At 71.8% G+C, this 20,133-nt stretch carries 18 protein-coding genes; 11 read left to right on the top strand and 7 right to left on the bottom strand.

All coding sequences use genetic code 11. The annotated features are described in order from the left end of the window. The first annotated feature begins 41 nt into the window (after nt 1-41). Nucleotides 42-386 carry a DUF3817 domain-containing protein gene (locus ACIP4X_RS06345; RefSeq protein ID WP_358729326.1) on the top strand — a complete coding sequence of 115 codons (345 nt, stop codon included), beginning with the start codon at nt 42-44 and terminating at the stop codon, nt 384-386. After that, a complete protein-coding gene (locus ACIP4X_RS06340; RefSeq protein WP_358729327.1) occupies nt 383-694 on the top strand; it encodes an MTH1187 family thiamine-binding protein in 312 nt (103 codons plus the stop codon). The genes ACIP4X_RS06345 and ACIP4X_RS06340 overlap by 4 nt, the downstream gene beginning before the upstream one ends. Before the next feature lie 48 nt (nt 695-742). Here the strand turns inward: ACIP4X_RS06340 and ACIP4X_RS06335 are convergent, their stop codons facing one another. Next, nucleotides 743-1,723 (bottom strand): DUF5937 family protein, encoded by a 981-nt coding sequence (locus tag ACIP4X_RS06335; protein WP_358729328.1) that lies wholly within the window; start codon nt 1,721-1,723, stop codon nt 743-745. A gap of 121 nt (nt 1,724-1,844) precedes the next feature. Here ACIP4X_RS06335 and ACIP4X_RS06330 point away from each other — a divergent pair, with 121 nt between their 5' ends. The 4 genes from ACIP4X_RS06330 to ACIP4X_RS06315 all read left to right on the top strand — a co-directional run bounded on the left by ACIP4X_RS06330 (nt 1,845) and on the right by ACIP4X_RS06315 (nt 5,912). Next, nucleotides 1,845-3,155 (top strand): MFS transporter, encoded by a 1,311-nt coding sequence (locus tag ACIP4X_RS06330; protein WP_391457048.1) that lies wholly within the window; start codon nt 1,845-1,847, stop codon nt 3,153-3,155. Between the two features lie 45 nt (nt 3,156-3,200). After that, on the top strand, nt 3,201-3,710 hold the full coding sequence (locus ACIP4X_RS06325) for a MarR family winged helix-turn-helix transcriptional regulator (RefSeq protein WP_401346940.1): 510 nt from the start codon (nt 3,201-3,203) through the stop codon (nt 3,708-3,710). A 76-nt stretch (nt 3,711-3,786) separates the two neighbouring features. Then, entirely contained in the window at nt 3,787-4,131 is a 345-nt protein-coding gene (locus tag ACIP4X_RS06320; RefSeq protein ID WP_358729329.1) for a DUF3817 domain-containing protein, read from the top strand. Between the two features lie 80 nt (nt 4,132-4,211). After that, nucleotides 4,212-5,912, top strand: a complete 1,701-nt coding sequence (locus ACIP4X_RS06315) for a methylmalonyl-CoA mutase family protein (protein WP_358729330.1) — start codon at nt 4,212-4,214, stop codon at nt 5,910-5,912. Nucleotides 5,913-5,953: 41 nt separating this feature from the next. On the opposite strand, the gene ACIP4X_RS06310 is transcribed toward ACIP4X_RS06315, so the two are convergent. After that, on the bottom strand, nt 5,954-6,571 hold the full coding sequence (locus tag ACIP4X_RS06310; RefSeq protein ID WP_401346936.1) for a TetR/AcrR family transcriptional regulator: 618 nt from the start codon (nt 6,569-6,571) through the stop codon (nt 5,954-5,956). Nucleotides 6,572-6,809: 238 nt separating this feature from the next. Here ACIP4X_RS06310 and ACIP4X_RS06305 point away from each other — a divergent pair, with 238 nt between their 5' ends. The 4 genes from ACIP4X_RS06305 (at nt 6,810) to ACIP4X_RS06290 (ending at nt 11,218) form a co-directional block, all read left to right on the top strand. Continuing rightward, nucleotides 6,810-7,781: a tetratricopeptide repeat protein gene (locus ACIP4X_RS06305; RefSeq protein WP_358729332.1), complete on the top strand. Its 972-nt coding sequence runs from the start codon at nt 6,810-6,812 to the stop codon at nt 7,779-7,781. Nucleotides 7,782-8,426: 645 nt separating this feature from the next. Further along, nucleotides 8,427-9,056 (top strand): DUF6230 family protein, encoded by a 630-nt coding sequence (locus ACIP4X_RS06300; RefSeq protein ID WP_401346933.1) that lies wholly within the window; start codon nt 8,427-8,429, stop codon nt 9,054-9,056. A 133-nt stretch (nt 9,057-9,189) separates the two neighbouring features. Continuing rightward, nucleotides 9,190-9,801 carry a DUF6114 domain-containing protein gene (locus tag ACIP4X_RS06295; RefSeq protein WP_401346932.1) on the top strand — a complete coding sequence of 204 codons (612 nt, stop codon included), beginning with the start codon at nt 9,190-9,192 and terminating at the stop codon, nt 9,799-9,801. Further along, on the top strand, nt 9,791-11,218 hold the full coding sequence (locus tag ACIP4X_RS06290) for a hypothetical protein (protein ID WP_401346929.1): 1,428 nt from the start codon (nt 9,791-9,793) through the stop codon (nt 11,216-11,218). Before ACIP4X_RS06295 ends, ACIP4X_RS06290 begins: the two co-directional genes overlap by 11 nt. A 105-nt stretch (nt 11,219-11,323) precedes the next feature. Here ACIP4X_RS06290 and pyk read toward each other — a convergent pair whose 3' ends face one another. The 3 genes from pyk to pta all read right to left on the bottom strand — a co-directional run bounded on the left by pyk (nt 11,324) and on the right by pta (nt 16,234). Then, the gene (gene pyk, locus ACIP4X_RS06285; RefSeq protein ID WP_358729336.1) at nt 11,324-12,754 is read right to left on the bottom strand and encodes a pyruvate kinase; all 1,431 of its coding nucleotides are present in this window, start codon (nt 12,752-12,754) and stop codon (nt 11,324-11,326) included. A gap of 108 nt (nt 12,755-12,862) precedes the next feature. Then, nucleotides 12,863-14,071: an acetate kinase gene (locus tag ACIP4X_RS06280; RefSeq protein WP_358729337.1), complete on the bottom strand. Its 1,209-nt coding sequence runs from the start codon at nt 14,069-14,071 to the stop codon at nt 12,863-12,865. Between the two features lie 87 nt (nt 14,072-14,158). Further along, nucleotides 14,159-16,234, bottom strand: coding sequence for a phosphate acetyltransferase (gene pta / locus ACIP4X_RS06275; protein ID WP_391457057.1), 2,076 nt, complete (start codon nt 16,232-16,234; stop codon nt 14,159-14,161). A 198-nt stretch (nt 16,235-16,432) separates the two neighbouring features. On the opposite strand from pta, the gene ACIP4X_RS06270 reads away from it, so the two are divergent. Beyond that, complete coding sequence (locus ACIP4X_RS06270; protein WP_358729339.1) at nt 16,433-17,458, top strand: ATP-dependent 6-phosphofructokinase; 1,026 nt, start codon at nt 16,433-16,435, stop codon at nt 17,456-17,458. Between the two features lie 180 nt (nt 17,459-17,638). Here the strand turns inward: ACIP4X_RS06270 and ACIP4X_RS06265 are convergent, their stop codons facing one another. Together ACIP4X_RS06265 and ACIP4X_RS06260 are read right to left on the bottom strand one after the other, a co-directional pair. Continuing rightward, nucleotides 17,639-18,349: a response regulator gene (locus ACIP4X_RS06265; RefSeq protein WP_358729340.1), complete on the bottom strand. Its 711-nt coding sequence runs from the start codon at nt 18,347-18,349 to the stop codon at nt 17,639-17,641. Next, a complete protein-coding gene (locus tag ACIP4X_RS06260; RefSeq protein WP_401346923.1) occupies nt 18,346-20,016 on the bottom strand; it encodes an ATP-binding protein in 1,671 nt (556 codons plus the stop codon). Before ACIP4X_RS06260 ends, ACIP4X_RS06265 begins: the two co-directional genes overlap by 4 nt. Nucleotides 20,017-20,133: the final 117 nt, after the last annotated feature.

The raw sequence follows: 20,133 nt of genomic DNA, 5'->3' as shown, positions 1-20,133 counted from the left end.
CCCCAGCGGCCCGCCGGTCCGTCTCCCACCGAAGGTGACCCGTGGACATCAAGACCGCCACCGCCCTCCGCCGCCTCCGTCTGGTCTCCGCCCCCGAGGCGGTCTCCTTCCTCCTGCTGCTGGTCTGCTCGGTCCTGAAGCGGACCACGGACTTCAACGCGGTGCCCGTGATGGGCGCGGTCCACGGCGTCCTGTTCATTCTGTACGTGATCTTCTGGGCAGACGCCTGGAACCGCGCCAAGTGGCCGCTGGGCACCGCCGCCCTCTACTTCGTCCTCTCGGTCCTGCCCACCGGCGGCTTCTTCGCCGAGCGCAGGCTCAAGCGCGAGGCCGAGGACGCGGTGATCGCCTCCCGCGCCCGCCGCGAAGGAGTCGTGAACGCGTGATCGTCGCCTTTTCCGTGACCCCGCTCGGCGTCGGCGAGGACGTGGGGGAGTACGTCGCCGACGCCGTCCGGGTCGTCCGCGAGTCCGGCCTGCCCAACCGCACCGACGCGATGTTCACCTCCGTGGAAGGCGAGTGGGACCAGGTCATGGACGTCGTCAAGCGCGCCGTCGCCGCGGTGGAGGCACGCGCGCCGCGCGTCTCCCTGGTCCTCAAGGCGGACATCCGCCCCGGCGTCACGGACGGCCTCACCGCCAAGGTGGAACGGGTCGAGAGGCACCTCGCCCAGGAAGACCGGCCGACGCGGTAGCAACCGGCGGCGAGTCCCAGGAGCCACCCGTTCCGCGCCCCGCCGCCCTCACCCGCCCGAGACCAGCGCCATCCCCAGCGGGGTGCGTTCGTACAGCACCTGGTGCCCGTACCGGCGGGACGTGAGCAGGCCCGCGTCCCGCAGCACCGTCAGATGCGCCGACACCGACGACGGAGCAAGACCCAGCCTGTGGGCGAGGGCCGTCGTCGTCGCCGGATCGCTCAGCGCGGCCAGGACCCCGGCCCGCCCCCGTCCCAGCAGCCGCACCAGGGGCTCGCCGCCCTCCGTGCCCGGCCGCGCCCACAGGCCCGCTAGCCCCCGCGCCGGATACACCAGCGTGGGCTGCCAGGGCGGATCGAAGCCGCTGATCACGTCCGGCCACGAGAACACGCTCGGCATCAGCACCAGCCCCCGCCCGTCGAGGTCGCGCCCGTGCTCGCCCGGCCAGTCGATCGTCAGCGTCCGCCCGTCCCAGGTCAGCCGGCGGTCCAGCTCCGGCAGCAGCGCCCCCAGGCCCACCTCGGCCAGCCGCCGCGAGTGGAAGGCCACATCCGCCTCGAGCAGCGCCCGCAGCCGCGGCCACTCCGGCTCGACCAGCGCACGCCACGCGGCCTCCATCAGATCGGCCAGCTCCCGCACCGCGCGCCCCGGATCGGCGAGCATCGCCCGCCCCCGCGACGACTCCAGCGCCCCCGGCGTGTCGGCGAGCGCCCGCGCCAGATCGTTCCGCGCCGCTCCGGGGTCCGCCGCCCGCACCTGGGCGATCTCGTCCTCGAACACGGCCGCCGGACCGATCGGCGGCGGCCCGAGGAAGTCGGGGCTGTGCCCGCGCCGGGGCATGAGCAGCCACAGCGGGGCGAGGTCCAGCCCCCGCGCGGCCTCCCGGATGCGGCGCAGCCAGTGCGGGTGGTACCCGTGCCGGTCCGGCCGCCGCAGCGTCCGCACCGCCTCCTGCGTCTCCCACAGCGGCGACACCGCGAACCGGCACCGCAGGAGGTCGTCGCCACCGAAGTGCAGACGGAACGGCACGACACCCCCGGGAGGAAAGAGCACGACGGAAAGACACGGCGGAAGACACGACCGACAGCAAAGATTCGGCAGTGGCCGAAACTCTACGCCGACCGCCCCTCCCACCGGCACGCTGCCGCCCATGCAGCAGCAAGCTCCCGAGCCCACCCCGACCCCGCGGGCCCCGGACCGGCCCGCACCCACGCCCGCCCCCGCACCAGCCCCCGTGCCCATGGCCGAACCCGCGGCCGGCTACGCCCGGGTCTTCGCCATACCCGAGTTCCGGGCCGTCTTCGCCGCCCACGCCCTCTCCCTGCTCGGCGTGATGGTCAGCGAGATCGCCCTGTCGGTCCTCGTCTACGACCTCACCGGCTCGCCCCTGATGAGCGCCCTCACCTTCGCGCTCGGCCTCATGCCCTACGTCGTCGGCGGCACCCTCCTCAGCGGGATCGCCGACCGCTTCCCGGCCCGCCGCGTGCTCGTCGTCTGCGACCTGGTGTGCGCGGCCTGCGTGGCGCCCATGGTGGTGCCCGGAGCCCACATCGCCGTCCTGCTCGCGCTGCGCTGCGCCGTCGCCCTCGTGTCACCGGTGTTCCAGGGAACGCGGATGGCCGGCCTCACCGACATCCTCGGCGACGGCGAGCTGTTCGTTCTCGGCCGCTCCCTGCTGCGGATCGTCTCGCAGAGCGCGCTGCTCGCCGGCTTCGGCCTCGGCGGCCTGCTGCTCACCGTGGTCAGCCCCCGGCACGCCCTGCTGATCACCGTCGCCACCTTCCTCGCCTCCGCCACCCTGCTCCGCCTCGGCACCCGGCACCGTCCCGCCCGGACCGGCCGGCCCGGCGCCCTGGTGGGCGACTCCCTGCGCGGCGCCCGGCAGGTGCTCGCCGACCGCCGGGTCCGCGTACTGCTCCTGCTGTTCTGGGTGCCGCCGATGTTCGCGGTCGTGCCGGAGGCACTCGCGGCCCCGTACGCCGACGGGCTCGGGGCCGGCTCCGTCGGCCTCGGTCTGCTGATGTGCGGGCTGCCCGTCGGCACGATCGCTAGCGAGCTGTACGCCGGCTCCCGGCTGCGGCCCGCCGTCCGGGAGCGGATCGCCCTGCCACTGGTCTGCCTGACCCTGCTGCCCTACCTCGGCTACGCCCTGCGCCCCGGCCTCGCCGTCTCCCTGCTCCTGCTGGTGCTCTCGGGCGCCGGGTCGGCGTACACGCTCGGCCTCGACCAGTGGTTCGTGCGGGCGGTGCCCGGGGAACTGCGCGGCCGGGCCATGACCCTGCTCACCGCCGGACTCATGACGCTCCAGGGCGTGGGCATGGCGCTCGCCGGGGTCGCGGCGGAGTTCGCCGGGGTGACGGCGACCGTCGCGGGGGCGGGAGTCCTGGGGACGGTGTGCTGCGTGGGGCTGGCGGTGGCCGCCCGCCGGACCGAGGGCCGAGCCGAGGGGACCGAAAGCTGAGACGGGGGCTGAGCGGCATATGACCGCCCGGTAGGGTCTGGTGACGTGCCGAAGCCCCTCAGTCTCCCTTTCGACCCCATCGCCCGTGCCGACGAGCTCTGGAAGCAGCGCTGGGGAAGCGTGCCGTCCATGGCCGCGATCACCTCGATCATGCGCGCCCACCAGATCCTGCTCGCCGAGGTCGACGCGGTGGTCAAGCCGTACGGGCTGACCTTCGCGCGCTACGAGGCCCTGGTGCTGCTCACCTTCTCCAAGGCCGGCGAACTGCCGATGTCCAAGATCGGCGAGCGCCTGATGGTGCACCCCACGTCCGTGACGAACACCGTGGACCGGCTGGTCAAGTCCGGCCTGGTCGCCCGGCGCCCCAACCCCAACGACGGGCGCGGCACGCTCGCCGTCATCACCGACAAGGGCCGCGAGGTCGTCGATTCGGCCACCCGCGACCTGATGTCGATGGAGTTCGGCCTCGGGGCCTACGACGCCGAGGAGTGCGGCGAGATCTTCGCGATGCTGCGCCCGCTGCGGATCGCCGCGCACGACTTCGACGAGGACTGAGAGGCCGGGCCACGGGCCGCCGCGCCACGGCCACCCCGGGCAAGATCTCCCGGAACGGGTGGTTACGCTCGTCCCCATGAAACGAAGCGTGCTGACCCGCTACCGGGTCATGGCCTACGTCACCGGTGTGCTGCTGGTCCTGCTGACTCTCGGCGTGATCGCCAAGTACCTGCTCGGCATGAACGGCGCGGCGAGCTTCACGAGCGTCGTCGGCATCGCGCACGGCTGGCTGTACGTCGTGTACCTGGTGTTCGCCTTCGACCTGGGCTCCAAGGCGAAGTGGCCGGTCACCAAGCAGCTGTGGGTGCTCCTCGCCGGCACCGTCCCGACCGCCGCGTTCTTCGTGGAGCGCAAGGTCAGCCGCGAGCTGGAGTCCCGGCTCGCCGAGCAGGGCGAGGCCCCCGCGGTCGCCAAGGCGTAGGCACGGCGCCACCGCCGTACGGAACACGTATGGCGGTCAGCCGTCGACATTTACTTGGACGTCCTAGTAAATTCGAGGGTATGGACGCTGACGCCATCGAGGAGGGCCGCCACCGCTGGCAGGCCCGGTACGACGCCGCACGCAAGCGCGAGGCGGACTTCACCACGCTCTCCGGCGACCCCGTGGAGCCTGTGTACGGTCCCCGACCGGGAGACACGTACGAGGGATTCGAGCGGATCGGCTGGCCGGGGGAGTACCCCTTCACCCGCGGCCTGTACCCGACCGGCTACCGGGGGCGTACGTGGACGATCCGGCAGTTCGCCGGGTTCGGCAACGCCGAGCAGACGAACGAGCGCTACAAGATGATCCTCGGCAACGGCGGAGGCGGTCTCTCGGTCGCCTTCGACATGCCGACGCTCATGGGCCGCGACTCCGACGACCCCCGTGCGCTGGGCGAGGTCGGCCACTGCGGCGTGGCCATCGACTCGGCGGCCGACATGGAGGTGCTGTTCAAGGACATCCCGCTCGGTGACGTCACCACGTCGATGACGATCAGCGGGCCGGCCGTCCCCGTCTTCTGCATGTACCTGGTCGCCGCGGAGCGGCAGGGCGTGGACGCCTCCGTCCTCAACGGCACGCTCCAGACGGACATCTTCAAGGAGTACATCGCGCAGAAGGAGTGGCTCTTCCAGCCCGAGCCGCATCTGCGCCTCATCGGCGACCTGATGGAGCACTGCGCCGCCAGGATCCCCGCGTACAAGCCGCTGTCGGTCTCCGGTTACCACATCCGCGAGGCCGGGGCGACGGCCGCGCAGGAGCTGGCGTACACGCTCGCCGACGGCTTCGGGTACGTCGAACTGGGGCTGAGCCGCGGCCTCGACGTCGACGTCTTCGCGCCCGGCCTGTCCTTCTTCTTCGACGCGCACCTCGACTTCTTCGAGGAGATCGCCAAGTTCCGCGCCGCGCGCCGCATCTGGGCCCGGTGGATGCGGGACGTCTACGGCGCGAAGACCGACAAGGCGCAGTGGCTGCGCTTCCACACGCAGACCGCCGGGGTCTCGCTGACCGCCCAGCAGCCGTACAACAACGTCGTGCGTACGGCCGTCGAGGCGCTCGCGGCGGTGCTCGGCGGCACCAACTCGCTGCACACCAACGCGCTCGACGAGACGCTCGCGCTGCCGAGCGAGCAGGCCGCGGAGATCGCGCTGCGCACCCAGCAGGTGCTGATGGAGGAGACCGGGGTCGCCAACGTCGCCGATCCGCTGGGCGGTTCGTGGTACATCGAGCAGCTGACGGACCGGATCGAGGCGGACGCCGAGAAGATCTTCGAGCAGATCAAGGAGCGGGGGCTGCGGGCGCACCCCGACGGGCAGCACCCGATCGGGCCGATCACGTCCGGGATCCTGCGGGGCATCGAGGACGGGTGGTTCACCGGAGAGATCGCGGAGTCGGCGTTCCGGTACCAGCGGTCGCTGGAGAAGGGCGACAAGAGGGTCGTCGGCGTCAACGTCCACACCGGCTCGGTCACCGGCGATCTGGAGATCCTGCGGGTCAGCCACGAGGTGGAGCGGGAGCAGGTGCGCGTGCTCGGGGAGCGCAGGTCCGGGCGGGACGACGGCGTCGTCCGCTCCGCGCTGGACGCGATGCTGGCGGCCGCGCGGTCCGGCGCCAACATGATCGAGCCGATGCTCGACGCCGTGCGCGCCGAGGCCACGCTGGGCGAGATCTGCGGGGTGCTGCGGGACGAGTGGGGTGTCTACACGGAGCCCGCGGGGTTCTGAGACCCGGTGCCGGGGCGGTCGCCTCCGTCCCGGCACCCTCGTCAGCCGCTCGCAGCCAGCCCGGTCAGCAGGACCCGGGTGAGGCCGCGCACCCATTCCTCGTCCGCCGGTTCGGCGCTGACCAGGGTGCGGTGCACCACGGCGCCCGCGACGATGTCGAAGATCAGGCCGACCGTGCGGGCGGCCTCCTCAGGGTCCGGCTCCGGGGGGAGCTCGCCCCGGTCCTGGGCGCGGGCGCGGCCCTCCAGGACCAGGCGCTTCTGGCGGTCCACGATCGAGGTGCGGATGCGTTCGCGCAGCGCCTCGTCGCGCGTCGACTCGGCGACCACGGCCATCAGGCCGCTCCTGGCCTCGGGCCGGGCCAGGATCCCGGCGAACTGGAGGACCACGCCCTCGATGTCGGCGGCGAGGCTGCCGCGGTCGGGGAGACGGAGTTCGTCGAAGAGTTCGGCGACGGCGTCGACCACGAGTTCGTTCTTGCCCGCCCAGCGGCGGTACAGCGTCGTCTTCGCGACCCCGGCCCGGGTGGCCACGTCCCCCAGGGTGAGCCGGGACCAGCCCAGTTCCACCAGCGCCGCCCGGGTGGCGGCCAGGATCGCCGCGTCGGCGGCGGCGCTGCGCGGCCGGCCGGCGCGGGCGGCGGGGGTACGGCTCTGCATCCCCTGACCATAACCGGACCGAAAACGAGTGGTTCCTGTCCGGTCGTGAGAGAGATCACCGCGCCGTGCTTCCGCGCGGGCGTCCGCGGCCATTACGCTACGGGTCGTAGCGAAACGCGGGTGCGAGCCCGCGTCCCAGCGACGACCACAGGGTGCCAGGTGGGGACCGGGCGCCCGGCGCGGTACGGCTTTCCCGGCGGTTTTCACTCAGGCGGGCAGAACGGGGGAGGATAGGCGCATGCAGCCACGGAACATGTCCATGAGCGGAGTCGTCGACCTCGCCGCGGTGAAGGCGGCCCAGGAGGCGAAGGCGAAGGCGGAGCAGGCGCGCGCCCAGGCGGCCAGGGAGGGCGGCGCGGGGGCGGTCTCCCCGGCCGATCTCGTGATCGACGTCGACGAGGCCACCTTCGAGCGCGATGTCCTCCAGCGGTCGGCGGAGGTGCCCGTCGTCATCGACTTCTGGGCCGAGTGGTGTCAGCCGTGCAAGCAGCTGAGCCCGGTCCTGGAGCGGCTGGCCGTCGAGTACAACGGGCGCTTCCTGCTCGCCAAGATCGACGTCGACGCCAACCAGTTGCTGATGCAGCAGTTCGGCGTCCAGGGGATCCCCGCGGTCTTCGCGGTGGTCGCCGGTCAGGCCCTGCCCCTGTTCCAGGGGGCGGCGGGCGAGGAGCAGATCCGGCAGACGCTGGACCAGCTGGTGCAGGTCGCCGAGCAGCGGTTCGGGCTGACCGGCCTGACCGTCGACCCGGACGCCGAGGCGGGCGCGCAGCCGGCCCCGCAGGTCCCGGTCGGCCCGTACGACGCGCTGCTGAACGCGGCCTCGCAGGCGCTGGACGCCGGCGACCTGGGCGGCGCGGTGCAGGCGTACAAGAACGTGCTGGCCGACGACCCGGCCAACCCCGAGGCCAAACTCGGCCTGGTGCAGGCCGAGTTGCTCCAGCGGGTGCAGGGTCTCGACCCGCAGCGGGTGCGCAAGGAGGCGGCCGAGAAGCCCGCCGACGTGCAGGCGCAGATCGCCGCCGCCGACCTGGATCTGGTGGGCGGTCATGTGGAGGACGCCTTCGGCCGGCTCATCGACACCGTGCGGCGCACCGCCGGTGAGGACCGGGACGCGGCGCGGCTGAGGCTGCTGGAACTCTTCGAGGTCGTCGGGCCCGAGGACCCGCGAGTCACGGGAGCGCGCCGGGCGTTGGCGCGGGCGCTGTTCTGATCCGGGCCAACGGCCCCGGGGCGGCCGGTCGTTAAACACCGGCGTGTGATGCCCGAGTGAAAGATTGGCCGAGGAGTCGTCAGGGCGGCCGCGCTTTACCAAAACTTGGTCAACGCGGCCGCTGTTACTGGCAGTAAATCAACGGTGTGGTTCCGCCCGGTTCCGTCCGGGCATCCACCGTTTTGTTCTCCCCTTTGTTAGCACCGAGTGTCGCCGTTCGGGGCCGGTGAGTCGTATCCCGGTCATACCGCCGTTACCAGCGAGTAACGAACCCCCTTGTGCGGGCGGCGAGAATGCACCACGATCGGCGACGCTCGGTCCATCCCCGTACCCCCGGCAGCCAACCGGGACATGGGGTGCCTGGGTCCCCACCGAGCAGGGCCGGCGGCAGTGACGCCGTCCCTTTGGGCAGGGGGGTCTTCGCCGGCTGGCGAAGCCTGTCCAGCAAGGTTGTGCGTGATGCGTGTCAGGCGCGACCAGTGGTTGTCGCTCGGGGGTGATCGCCGGTGATTCGGGCGCGGTTGGCGCCACCGAGCGCGGGCGCTCTCCTTCCCGAGGACGTAGCACTTCTCCCATCCCTGCCCGGCCGAGCCGCCGGCCGGTGGCGAGCCGGGCCAGGAGATGTACGTCCGAGAAGGAGGAATTATGGAGTCCCAGGTGCGTGGCGGGACCAGATGGAAGCGGTTCGCTGTGGTCATGGTGCCCAGCGTGGCCGCGACGGCGGCGATAGGCGTGGCCCTGGCGCAGGGTGCCCTCGCCGCGTCGTTCAGTGTGTCGGGTCAGTCGTTCAAGGTGACGGCCGACCGGCTGGAAGGCAAGGGGTTCTCCCAGTACGGCGCGATCGACTCGGGCAAGAGCCTTGAGGGCAAGGACGAGGTTCACCCGGTCGCGGTCTCGGCGTTCAAGAAGGCCACGATCACCAATATGTGCCAGTCGGTCGTCACCCCGACGCCCTTCGGTAATGTGAGCCTGGTCCTGAGGGCGGGCGGCGGCAAGACGCCGGTCAGTGCCGACAACCTCTACATCGACGTCGCCAACCTGCAAGCCGACGCCACCTTCAACAACATCGACATCGGTGTTGCGGCCAAGGACGCCGGCAAGGGTCCGGGCATGAAGGGCGGCAACGAGCAGGCCAACCCCTTCGGGTTCGCCCAGCAGGCCGACTCGGCCGTTCTGACCGACGTGAAGCAGACGGCGTGGGCGACCACCGCCGGGACCTTCAAGCTCAGCGGACTCAGCATGTCGCTGGCGACGGGTACCAAGGAGTGCTACTAGGCACTCGGTGACGGGCGGGGGAGCCGACGGCGCCCCCGCCCGTTCCACCTTCCGCCCGCTCTTCACACACCCCCCCCACACCGACCGAGCACCACCCTCATCACAGCAACGCTGCACCAGGGAGCTGTTTTCCATGAGCGCCGAGACTCCTGCCGCAGACGGCCAGTTCACCCGCCGGAGGCTGCAGTTCCGCGCCTGGCGGGGCACACGTCCGTTCTGGGCAGGCCTGTTCGTCCTGCTCGGCGGCCTTCCGATCATGTACTTCCCGTACGCCCACCTCCAGCTCGGTCATCTGACCCTGGCGATGGCCACCACCGCGGGAGCCGGGTCCCTGATCATCGGCGTGCTGCTCATCGTCCTGGGCATCAGCCTGTGGTTCCAGAAGCACATCCGGGTCTTCGCGGGTGTCGCGGCGATACTGCTGGCGCTGGTGTCCATCCCCGTGTCCAACTTCGGCGGCTTCGTCATCGGCTTCCTGCTGGCGCTCGTCGGCGGCGCGATGGCCGTGTCGTGGGCGGAGGGCGTGCCGCCCGCGCCGGAGGACATCGAACGGGACGGTCCGGTATGGGGTGGGGCCCCCGAGGCCGCACCCGGCCCGGCAGGGGGCGACCCGGTACCGCCCGGGCCGGTGGTTGACCCGATGAGCAAGGAAGGCCCCTCCCAGGGCTTCGAGGCACTGGGGGAGAACGACCTGTCAGGAACGAGCCCGGCCAACGGGGCGAACGGGAGGCACAGTGCCGGCTGACGAGGTGACTCACGGGACGGGAGTGGAGGAGTCCCGTGTGAGAACCGGGCCGCGCCACGCGGCACCCAAGAAGCCGCTGTTCACCAGGTTCCACATGCCGGCCGGCAAGGCGATAGCCATGGCGGCGATGCCGACGGCGGTCCTCATGGGCATGGGCTTCACGTCCACGCACGCCGTCGCCGACAACAACGCGACGGCGCCGTCGGCCAAGAGCCTGACCGCCGACGAGTACAAGGACTGTGTCGCGGCGCTGGACGGCTCGCAGGACAAGGACTCGGCCTCACCGGCCCCGTCCTCCTCCGAGACCTCCGAGAGCGCCGGTGGCACCGCCGAGGACGACCAGGGCGCCACCGCGAAGCCGGACCCCTCTGCCACGTCCTCCACGGGACAGGACGGCCAGGCGGACCAGAACGGCCAGGCGGACCAGAACGGCCAGCAGGACGAGGGCTCCTCGCACGCCTCCTCCTCGCGCACGTCCGACAAGGCCGAGCCCGAACCCGCTCCCACCGCCTCGCAGAGCGATCCGGGCGGTTCGGGCACCGGGGGCGCCGCCACGACGGCCCCGCCGGCGTCCGGGGGCGGCGGCCTGCTGGGGACCGTCGGGGACACGCTCGGTGGCGTCGGGGACGCGCTCGGAGGCCTCCTCGCGGGCAAGGGCTCCGGGGCCACCGCGGAGCCCGGGGTCGCGCCGACCGCCTCCGCCACGCCTTCGGCGGGCGGCACCAAGGATGACGGCGACGGCGTCTCCGATCCGGCCGAGGACACGGCCGGGAAGGTCACCGACACGGTGAAGGGCACCGTGAAGGACGTGACCGGCGCGGTGTCCGGGACGGCCGAGGAGGCCGGGAAGGCCGTCGAGGACGCCAAGGAGGCGGCCGGAGAGGCGGCCGGCGCCGCGACGGCCACGCCGAGCCCGTCGGCGGGTTCCACGACGGACCCGGAGAACTGCCCGGCCGCCACCGACGCCGAGGGCGGCGTGGACAACAGCGTGCTCCTGGCGGACGACCCCTGGTACCTGGACGCCAGTTCACTGCTGCTGAAGGGCGCCGACTACAAGGGCATCGTGGAGGTGCGCACCGCCAACGGCACCGTCAAGAGGGTGCTGAAGTACGTCATTTCGGATGGCACCGACATCGGGGACCTGCACCAGACGGTCAAGGACAAGCAGGCAGGCAAGACCTACCACGTACAGGCCGCCAAGGGCTCCACGTCCACGATCCGCAACGGAGACACGGTGATGTACACCGAGAGCATCTCCGGCAACCTGTTCGGTCTGATCCCGGTCACCTTCAGCCCGAAGAGCCCTCCGCCGCTGAACATCCCGCTGATCTACTTCACCAAGGTCAAAGTGGTCCAGGCGGCCCAGTTCGGCGGCGACCTGCACATCCCCGGGATGCATGTGTACACGACCGACTGACCGGCCGCGGGCCTGTCCGGGAGCCGGAACACCGCTGAGGGCGCCCCCTGTTCGCAGGGGACGCCCTCAGTCGTGTGACGGCCGGCCGGGCGGCCGTGCGCGCGGTCAGTCGCGGGCGCCGCCGCCCAGGTGGTGGACGCGGACCATGTTGGTGGTGCCGGGGACGCCGGGGGGCGAGCCGGCGGTGATGATGACCGTGTCGCCGGGGGCGAAGCGGTTGAGCTTGACCAGCTCCTGGTCGACCAGGTCGACCATCTCGTCGGTGCTGTTGACGAACGGCACCACGTGCGGCTCCACGCCCCAGCTGAGCGCGAGCTGGTTGCGGGTGGACTCGTCGGTGGTGAAGGCCAGGATCGGCTGGCAGGCGCGGTAGCGGGACAGCCGGCGCGCGGTGTCGCCGGACTGGGTGAAGCCCACCAGGCCCTTGGCGCCCAGGAAGTCGGCGATCTCGCAGGCGGCGCGGGCCACCGAACCGCCCTGCGTGCGCGGCTTCTTGCCCGGCACCAGCGGCTGCAGACCCTTGGCGAGCAGCTCCTCCTCGGCCGCCCTGACGATCTTCGACATCGTCTTGACGGTCTCGACCGGGTAGGCGCCCACGCTCGACTCGGCCGACAGCATGACCGCGTCGGCGCCGTCCAGGATCGCGTTGGCCACGTCGGAGGCCTCAGCGCGGGTCGGACGGGAGTTGGTGATCATCGACTCCATCATCTGGGTCGCCACGATCACCGGCTTGGCGTTGCGACGGCACAGCTCGATCAGGCGCTTCTGCACCATGGGGACCTTCTCGAGCGGGTACTCGACGGCCAGGTCGCCGCGGGCGACCATCACACCGTCGAACGCCATCACGACGTCCTGCATGTTCTCCACCGCCTGCGGCTTCTCCACCTTGGCGATGACGGGGACGCGGCGGCCCTCCTCGTCCATGACCCGGTGGACGTCGGAGACGTCCTTGGCGTCGCGGACGAAGGACAGGGCGACCATGTCGCAGCCCATGCGGAGCGCGAAGCGCAGGTCCTCGACGTCCTTCTCGGACAGCGCGGGCACGTTCACCGCGGCGCCGGGCAGGTTGATGCCCTTGTGGTCGGAGATGACGCCGCCCTCGATGACGATCGTCCTCACCCGCGGGCCCTCGACGTCCACGACCTTCAGCTCGACGTTGCCGTCGTTGATGAGGACCTGGTCGCCGCGCGAGACGTCGCCCGGCAGCCCCTTGTACGTCGTACCGCAGACGTGCTTGTCGCCCGGGACGTCCTCGGTGGTGATGGTGAACTCGTCACCCCGCTCGAGCTCCACCGGACCCTCGGCGAAGGTCTCCAGCCGGATCTTCGGGCCCTGGAGGTCGGCGAGGACGGCGATGGCCCGGCCGGTCTCCTTGGCCGCGGCGCGGACCCGGTCGTACCGTGCCTGGTGCTCGGCGTGCGTTCCGTGGCTGAAGTTGAACCGGGCCACGTTCATGCCCGCGTCGATCATGGCGACGAGCATCTCGTGGGAGTCGACCGCTGGGCCGAGAGTACAGACGATTTTCGAACGGCGCATGGGGCGATCCTATCGGTTTGTTTCGCTCCGGAATATTCCGTCTGATGGAAGATACAAATGGGCGCCTCGGCGCTCAGTCGAGTGCCGGCGGGAATTCCGCGGACGTGCTCAGCCGTCCTTTCCGACCAGTGCGTAAGTCTGGGTGGCGATCTCCATTTCCTCGTCCGTGGGAACCACGGCCACGGCGACCCGCGCGCCCTCGGGCGAGATCAGCCGCGCCTCCTCGCCGCGTACGGCGTTCCGGTCGCGGTCCACGGCCAGGCCCAGGCCCTCAAGGCCCGCGAGGGCGGCCTCGCGCACGAAGGCCGCGTTCTCGCCGACGCCGGCCGTGAAGGCGACCGCGTCCACCGTGCCGAGTACCGCGTAATAGGCGCCCACGTACTTCTTCAGCCGGTGGATGTAGATCTCGAACGCGAGCCGCGCGTCCTCGTCGCCCTCCTCCATCCGGCGCCGAATCTCCCGCATGTCGTTGTCGCCGCACAGACCGAACAAACCACTCCTCTTGTTGAGGAGAGTGTCGACCTCGTCCATGGACATTCCGCCGACTCGCTGCAAATGGAAGATGACGGCCGGGTCGAGGTCACCGGAACGCGTTCCCATCACCAGCCCCTCCAGCGGGGTGAGCCCCATGGAGGTGTCCACGCACCGGCCGCCCCGGACCGCCGAGGCCGAGGCGCCGTTGCCCAGGTGCAGCACGATGACGTTGACGTCCTCCGGCGCCCTGCCCAGCAGTTCGGCGGTCGCGCGGGAGACGTAGGCGTGCGAGGTGCCGTGGAAGCCGTAGCGCCGCACCCGGTGCCGGTCGGCGAGCTTCGTGTCGATCGCGTAGCGGGCCGCGGACTCCGGCATGGTCGTGTGGAACGCCGTGTCGAAGACGGCGACCTGCGGCAGGTCGGGGCGCAGCGCCATGGCCGTGCGGATGCCGGTGAGGTTGGCCGGGTTGTGCAGCGGTGCCACCGGGATCAGCCGCTCGATCTCGGTGAGCACGGTGGAGTCGACGACGGTGGGCTGGGTGAAGAACATGCCGCCGTGCACCACCCGGTGCCCGATCGCGGCCAGTTCGGGGGAGTCCAGGCCGAGCCCGTCCCTGGCCAGTTCCTCCGCGACCGCCTTCAGCGCGGCGTCGTGGTCGGCGATCGGGCCGTTCTGCTCGCGGCCGTCCCCCGTGGCCAGGCAGGTGTGCTTGAGCCGTGAGGTCTGCTCGCCGATGCGCTCCACCAGGCCGACGGCGAGCCGGGTCGCGTCGCGCATGTCGAGCAGCTGGTACTTCAGCGACGAGGAGCCGGAGTTGAGGACGAGGACGCGGGTCGCGGTCACGAGCGCTGGGGCTTTCTGGTCGGAGTGGTGGAGGTCTGCGGCCGCGCGCGCGGGGGCGGCGCCCCGGCGGACGCGGCCGGGGGAGGGTCAGTCGCCGGACGACTGGGCCTGGATCGCCGTGATGGCCGCGGTGGTGACGATGTCCGGCACCAGGGCGCCGCGGGACAGGTCGTTGATCGGCTTGCGCAGGCCCTGGAGGACCGGGCCGACCGCGACCGCGCCGGCCGAACGCTGCACGGCCTTGTAGGTGTTGTTGCCGGTGTTCAGGTCGGGGAAGATCAGCACGGTGGCCTGCCCCGCCACCTCCGAGCCGGGCAGCTTGGTGGCGGCCACCGAGGGTTCCACGGCCGCGTCGTACTGGATCGGCCCCTCGATCATCAGGTCCGGGCGGCGCAGCCGGACCAGCTCGGTCGCCTCGCGCACCTTGTCCACGTCGGCGCCCGAACCGGAGTCGCCGGTGGAGTACGACAGCATGGCGATCCGCGGTTCCACCCCGAACCGGGCGGCGGTGGCCGCCGACTGGACGGCGATGTCGGCCAGTTGCTCGGCGTCCGGGACCGGGTTGACCGCGCAGTCGCCGTAGACGAGGACCTTGTCGGCCAGGCACATGAAGAACACGGAGGAGACGATCGAGGCGTCGTCGCGGGTCTTGATGATCTCGAACGCGGGCCGGATGGTCGCGGCCGTGGAGTGCACCGAGCCCGACACCATGCCGTCGGCCAGCCCCTCCTGCACCATGAGCGTGCCGAAGTAGTTCACGTCGGAGACGACGTCGTACGCCAGCTCCACCGTGACGCCCTTGTGGGCGCGCAGCGCCGCGTACCGCTCGGCGAAGGCGTCCCGCAGGTCGGAGACGGCCGGGTCGATGAGCTGCGCGTCCCCGAGGTCGATGCCCAGGTCGGCGGCCTTCTTGCGGATCACCTCCACCGGGCCGAGCAGCGTCAGGTCGCACACGCCCCGGCGCAGCAGCACCTCCGCCGCGTGCAGCACGCGCTCCTCGGTGCCCTCCGGCAGCACGACCCGGCGCCGGTCGCGGCGGGCCTGTTCGAGGAGCTGGTGCTCGAACATCATCGGGGTGACCCGGTCGCCGCTGGGCGCGGAGACCCGCTTGCTGAGGTCGGCGGTGTCGACGTACCGCTCGAACAGGCCGAGCGCGGTCTCCGCCTTGCGCGGGGTGGCCGCGTTGAGCTTGCCCTCCAGGGAGAACAGCCGCTCGGCGGTGGGGAAGCTGTTGCCGGACACCGAGACCACCGGGGTGCCCGGGGCGAGGCGGCCGGCCAGGGTGAGGATCTCCTGCCGGGGCGCCTCGTTCAGGGTGAGCAGCACGCCGGCTATCGGCGGGGTGCCGGCGCTGTGCGCGGCGAGCGAGCCGATGACCAGGTCGGCGCGGTCGCCGGGGGTGACCACCAGGCAGCCGGGGGTCAGCGCCTTGAGGAGGTTGGGCAGCATGGCGCCGCCGAAGACGAAGTCCAGGGCGTCGCGGGCCAGTCCGGAGTCGTCGCCCAGCAGCACCCGGCCGTCCAGGACCTGGGTGATCTGCGCGACTGTCGGCGCGGACAGGGCCGGCTCGTCGGGCACCACCCAGCAGGGCACCGGCAGCCGGCCGGCCAGCCGCTCGGCGATCTCGTCGCGGTCCTCGCGGGCCACCCGGTTGGTGACCATGGCCAGCACGTCGCAGCCGAGGCCGTCGTAGGCGCGGTAGGCGTTGCGGGTCTCGGCGAGCACCGACTCCGCGCTCTGCCTGCGGCCGCCCACGACCGGCAGGACGGAGGCCCCGAACTCGTTGGCGAGCCGGGCGTTGAGGGACAGCTCGTCCGGGAGCTGGGTGTCGGCGAAGTCGGTGCCGAGGACGAGCACCACGTCGTAGTCCCGGGCGACCACGTGGAAGCGGTCGACGAGGGCGGAGACCAGTTCGTCGGTGCCCTGCTCGGCCTGGAGGGCGGACGCCTCCTGGTAGTCGAGGCCGTAGACGGTCGCCGGGTCCTGGGGGAGCCGGTAGCGGGCGCGCAGCAGCTCGAAGAGGCGGTCGGGGCCGTCGTGGACGAGGGGACGGAAGACGCCCACCCGGTCCACCTGCCGGGTCAGCAGTTCCATGACTCCCAGCTCGACGACCTGCCGGCCGTCACCGCGGTCGATACCGGTCACGTACACGCTGCGGGTCACGCGGGCTCTCCGTTTCCTCGGGGATCACTCGTCGGCCGGGGATGGCGTCCTGCAAAAAACGCCCACCGGGGTGAGCGGAATCCCCTTGACAGTACCCCCGGCGGTAGCTATGGCGCCCGCCAGGCCGTGACCATCGTCCGGACATGAAACAATCGGACGGGATCACCGGTGTCAACAGCGAGCAGGAGACACAGCAGGATGCGTATCGGAGTTCTCACGGCGGGCGGCGACTGCCCGGGACTGAACGCGGTGATCCGGTCGGTCGTGCACCGGGCGGCCACGGCGTACGGCGACGAGGTCATCGGCTTCGAGGACGGCTACGCGGGCCTGCTCGACGGGCGTTACCGCACCCTGGACCTCAACGCGGTGGGCGGCATCCTCGCCCGCGGCGGCACCATCCTCGGCTCCTCCCGGCTGGAGCGCGACCGGCTCCGCGAGGCCTGCGAGAACGCCTCGGACATGATCCACCGGTTCGGCATCGACGCGCTGATCCCGATCGGCGGCGAGGGCACGCTGACCGCGGCGCGCATGCTGTCGGACGCCGGGCTGCCGGTGGTGGGCGTGCCGAAGACGATCGACAACGACATCTCCTCCACGGACCGCACCTTCGGCTTCGACACGGCCGTCGGCGTGGCCACCGAGGCCATGGACCGGCTGAAGACCACGGCCGAGTCCCACCAGCGCGTGATGGTCGTGGAGGTCATGGGCCGGCACGCGGGCTGGATCGCGCTGGAGTCCGGCATGGCGGCCGGCGCGCACGGCATCTGCCTGCCCGAGCGCCCCTTCGACCCGGCCGACCTGGTGAAGATGGTCGAGGAGCGGTTCGCCCGCGGCAAGAAGTTCGCGGTGATCTGCGTCGCCGAGGGCGCCCACCCGGTCGAGGGCAGCATGGACTACGGCAAGGGCGAGATCGACAAGTTCGGCCACGAGCGCTTCCAGGGCATCGGCACGGCGCTGGCGTACGAGCTGGAGAGCCGGCTCGGCAAGGAGGCCAAGCCGGTCATCCTCGGTCATGTCCAGCGCGGCGGTGTCCCGACCGCCTACGACCGCGTCCTCGCCACCCGCTTCGGCTGGCACGCGGTGGAGGCCGCCCACCGCGGTGAGTTCGGCCACATGACCTCGCTGCGCGGCACCGACATCGTGATGGTCCCGCTGGCCCAGGCGGTGACGGAGCTGAAGACCGTCCCCAAGGACCGCATGGACGAGACGGAGTCCGTCTTCTAGGCGCTCCGGGCGTTTCAGGAACCGGGGGTCCGGGCGGGGGTGAGGCTGCCTAGTGCCCCGACAGGCGACGTTCGCCCCGTCGCGACGCCCGGCACTCCCCCAAGCTCTTCGAGCAGGGGGGACCCCCAGAGCACGCACCGGACGCCGCTCCTTCACGGGCAAACGTTGCCTGCCGCGGTACTAGCGGTCCCCGCCGGCCTTCCGCACCCATCGGTACACCAGCTCCGGCCTGCCCACCTGCCCGTACAGCGGGCTGCGCCCGGCCCGGCCCGCGTCCACCAGGTGCTCCAGATAGCGCCGGGCGGTGATCCGGGAGATGCCGACAGTCCCGGCGACCCCCGCCGCCGTGAGTCCTTCCTCCGCCGCGCGCAGCACGTCCGTCACCCGCTGGAGCGTCGGCGCGCTCAGGCCCTTGGGGAGGGCCGCGGGGCTCGGGGCGCGCAGGGTCGCTATCGCACGGTCCACCTCGTCCTGGCCGCCGACCTCCCCGACCGCCGCGCGGAACTCGGCGTACCGCACGAGCCGGTCCCGGAGCGTGGCGAAGGTGAACGGTTTCAGGACGTACTGGACCACCCCCAGGGAGACCCCTTCGCGCACCACCGCGAGGTCCCGTGCCGAGGTCACCGCGATCACGTCCGCGTGATGGCCGCCCGCCCGCAGCGACCGGGCCAGCTTCAGGCCGTGCACGTCCGGCAGATGGAGGTCGAGGAGCAGCAGGTCCACCGGGGTGCGCTCCAGGGCCCGCCGGGCCTCGGCGCCCGTGTGCGCCGTGCCCACCACGACGAATCCCGGCACCCGGCCCACGTACATCACGTGCGCGTCCGCCGCGACCGGGTCGTCCTCCACCACCAGGACGCGGATGGGCTGCGTCCCGCTCCCGCCGTCCGTCATGCCACGCCTCCGGGCACGCCGGCCTCGGCCCCCGACCCGGCCCTGCCGGTCACGAGGCCCTCCGTCCCGTGGGTCAGGGACAGGCGCGCCTCGAACACCGCGCCGCCTCCCTCGGCCTCCGACACCGTCAGCGTCCCCTCGTGCCGCCGTACCGCCTGCCGTACCAGCGCCAGGCCCAGTCCCCGCCCGCCCGGGCCCGTCGGCTTGGTGGAGAAGCCGTGCTGGAACACCCGGTCCGTGTGGGCCGGGTGCACGCCCGGCCCGTTGTCCGCGACCCGCAGCACCAGTTCGCCGCCCTCCGCGCACGCCGTGACCGTCACCCGCGCCGGGGTGCCGCCCTGCGCCGCGTCCACCGCGTTGTCGACGAGGTTGCCGAGGATCGTCACCAGGTCACGGGGCGGCAGGCTCCGCGGCAGCAGACCGTCGTCGAGGCCGCTGTCCGAGGACACCACCAGCTCCACGCCGCGCTCGTTGGCCTGGGCCGCCTTGCCGAGCAGCAGCGCGGCCAGCACCGGCTCGCTCACCGCCGTGACCACCTGGTCGGTCAGCGCCTGCGCCAGTTCCAGCTCCGCCGTCGCGAACTCCACGGCCTCCTCCGCCCGCCCCAGCTCGATCAGCGACACCACCGTGTGCAGCCGGTTGGCCGCCTCGTGCGCCTGGGAGCGCAGCGCCTGGCTGAAGCCGCGCTCCGAGTCCAGTTCGCCCATCAGCGACTGGAGTTCGGTGACGTCCCGCAGGGTCACCACCGTGCCCCGGCGCTGACCGCCCGACACCGGTGAGGTGTTGACCACCAGCACCCGCGCGTCGGTCAGGTGCACCTCGTCCACCCGCGGTTCGGACGCCAGCAGGGCGCCGGTCAGCGGGGCCGGCAGGCCGAGGTCCGCCACCGACCGGCCCATCACGTCCTCCTGGCGTGCCACGCCCAGCAGTTCGCGCCCGCCGTCGTTGATGAGCGCCACCCGGTGCTGTGCGTCCAGCATCAGCAGGCCCTCGCGCACCGCGTGCAGGGCGGCCTGGTGGTAGTCGTGCATCCGGCTGAGCTCCGCCGCGTTCATGCCGTGGGTGTGGCGGCGCAGACGCGCGTTGATGACGTACGTGGCGATCGCGCCGAGCGCGAGGATCCCGGCCGCGACCGAGAACAGGGCGATGACCTGTTCCCGTACCCGCTCGCTGATCGCCTCCACCTTGATGCCGGCGCTGACCAGACCGACCACGTGGCCGTCCTCCTCGACGGGGGTGACCGCGCGGACGGACGGGCCGAGGGTGCCGGTGTAGGTCTCGGTGAAGGACTCGCCGCGCTGGGCGCGGGAGATGTTGCCGAGGAAGGGCCGCCCGATCTGGTCCGGATCCGGGTGCGTCCAGCGGATGCCCCCCGGAGTCATGATCGTGACGAAGTCGACCCCGGTGTCCCGCTGGACCCGCAGCGCGTACGGCTGGAGCTCCGAGGAGGGGTCGGAGGTCCGGATGGCCGTCAGGACCGAGGGGGCGTCGGCGATGGAGCGGGCCACCGCCGTGGTCTGCCGGCGGGCCGACTCCTCGGCCTGGCCGCGGTCGCTGAAGTAGCTGAACAGCGCGTACCCGGCCACGACGAGCGCCAGCAGCACGGCCTGCATGGCGAACAGCTGGCCCGCCAGGCTGCGGGGTCTGGGGAGGACGGGTACGCGCATGCCGCCAAGTCTGCCTCTTCCGTTCTGGCGTGAACCATGTGGCGTGAACTTAATGAACGCAAGCGTGACCCCCCTCACAGGACGGGAGATAGTCGCGGCATTCCCCCATGCCCGGAC

This window comes from Streptomyces sp. NPDC088817 (assembly GCF_044750345.1).
Lineage (GTDB): Bacteria > Actinomycetota > Actinomycetes > Streptomycetales > Streptomycetaceae > Streptomyces.
This window is presented reverse-complemented; position numbering and strand designations above follow the sequence as displayed.

Excerpts from the sequence above, each read along its gene's own strand:
- ACIP4X_RS06330 (WP_391457048.1), top strand. The coding sequence starts at position 1,845 with ATGCAGCAGCAAGCTCCCGAGCCCACCCCGACCCCGCGGGCCCCGGAC.
- ACIP4X_RS06320 (WP_358729329.1), top strand. The coding sequence starts at position 3,787 with ATGAAACGAAGCGTGCTGACCCGCTACCGGGTCATGGCCTACGTCACC.
- ACIP4X_RS06315 (WP_358729330.1), top strand. The coding sequence starts at position 4,212 with ATGGACGCTGACGCCATCGAGGAGGGCCGCCACCGCTGGCAGGCCCGG.
- ACIP4X_RS06310 (WP_401346936.1), bottom strand. The coding sequence starts at position 6,571 with ATGCAGAGCCGTACCCCCGCCGCCCGCGCCGGCCGGCCGCGCAGCGCC.
- ACIP4X_RS06305 (WP_358729332.1), top strand. The coding sequence starts at position 6,810 with ATGCAGCCACGGAACATGTCCATGAGCGGAGTCGTCGACCTCGCCGCG.
- ACIP4X_RS06300 (WP_401346933.1), top strand. The coding sequence starts at position 8,427 with ATGGAGTCCCAGGTGCGTGGCGGGACCAGATGGAAGCGGTTCGCTGTG.
- ACIP4X_RS06295 (WP_401346932.1), top strand. The coding sequence starts at position 9,190 with ATGAGCGCCGAGACTCCTGCCGCAGACGGCCAGTTCACCCGCCGGAGG.
- pyk (WP_358729336.1), bottom strand. The coding sequence starts at position 12,754 with ATGCGCCGTTCGAAAATCGTCTGTACTCTCGGCCCAGCGGTCGACTCC.
- ACIP4X_RS06270 (WP_358729339.1), top strand. The coding sequence starts at position 16,433 with ATGCGTATCGGAGTTCTCACGGCGGGCGGCGACTGCCCGGGACTGAAC.
- ACIP4X_RS06265 (WP_358729340.1), bottom strand. The coding sequence starts at position 18,349 with ATGACGGACGGCGGGAGCGGGACGCAGCCCATCCGCGTCCTGGTGGTG.
- ACIP4X_RS06260 (WP_401346923.1), bottom strand. The coding sequence starts at position 20,016 with ATGCGCGTACCCGTCCTCCCCAGACCCCGCAGCCTGGCGGGCCAGCTG.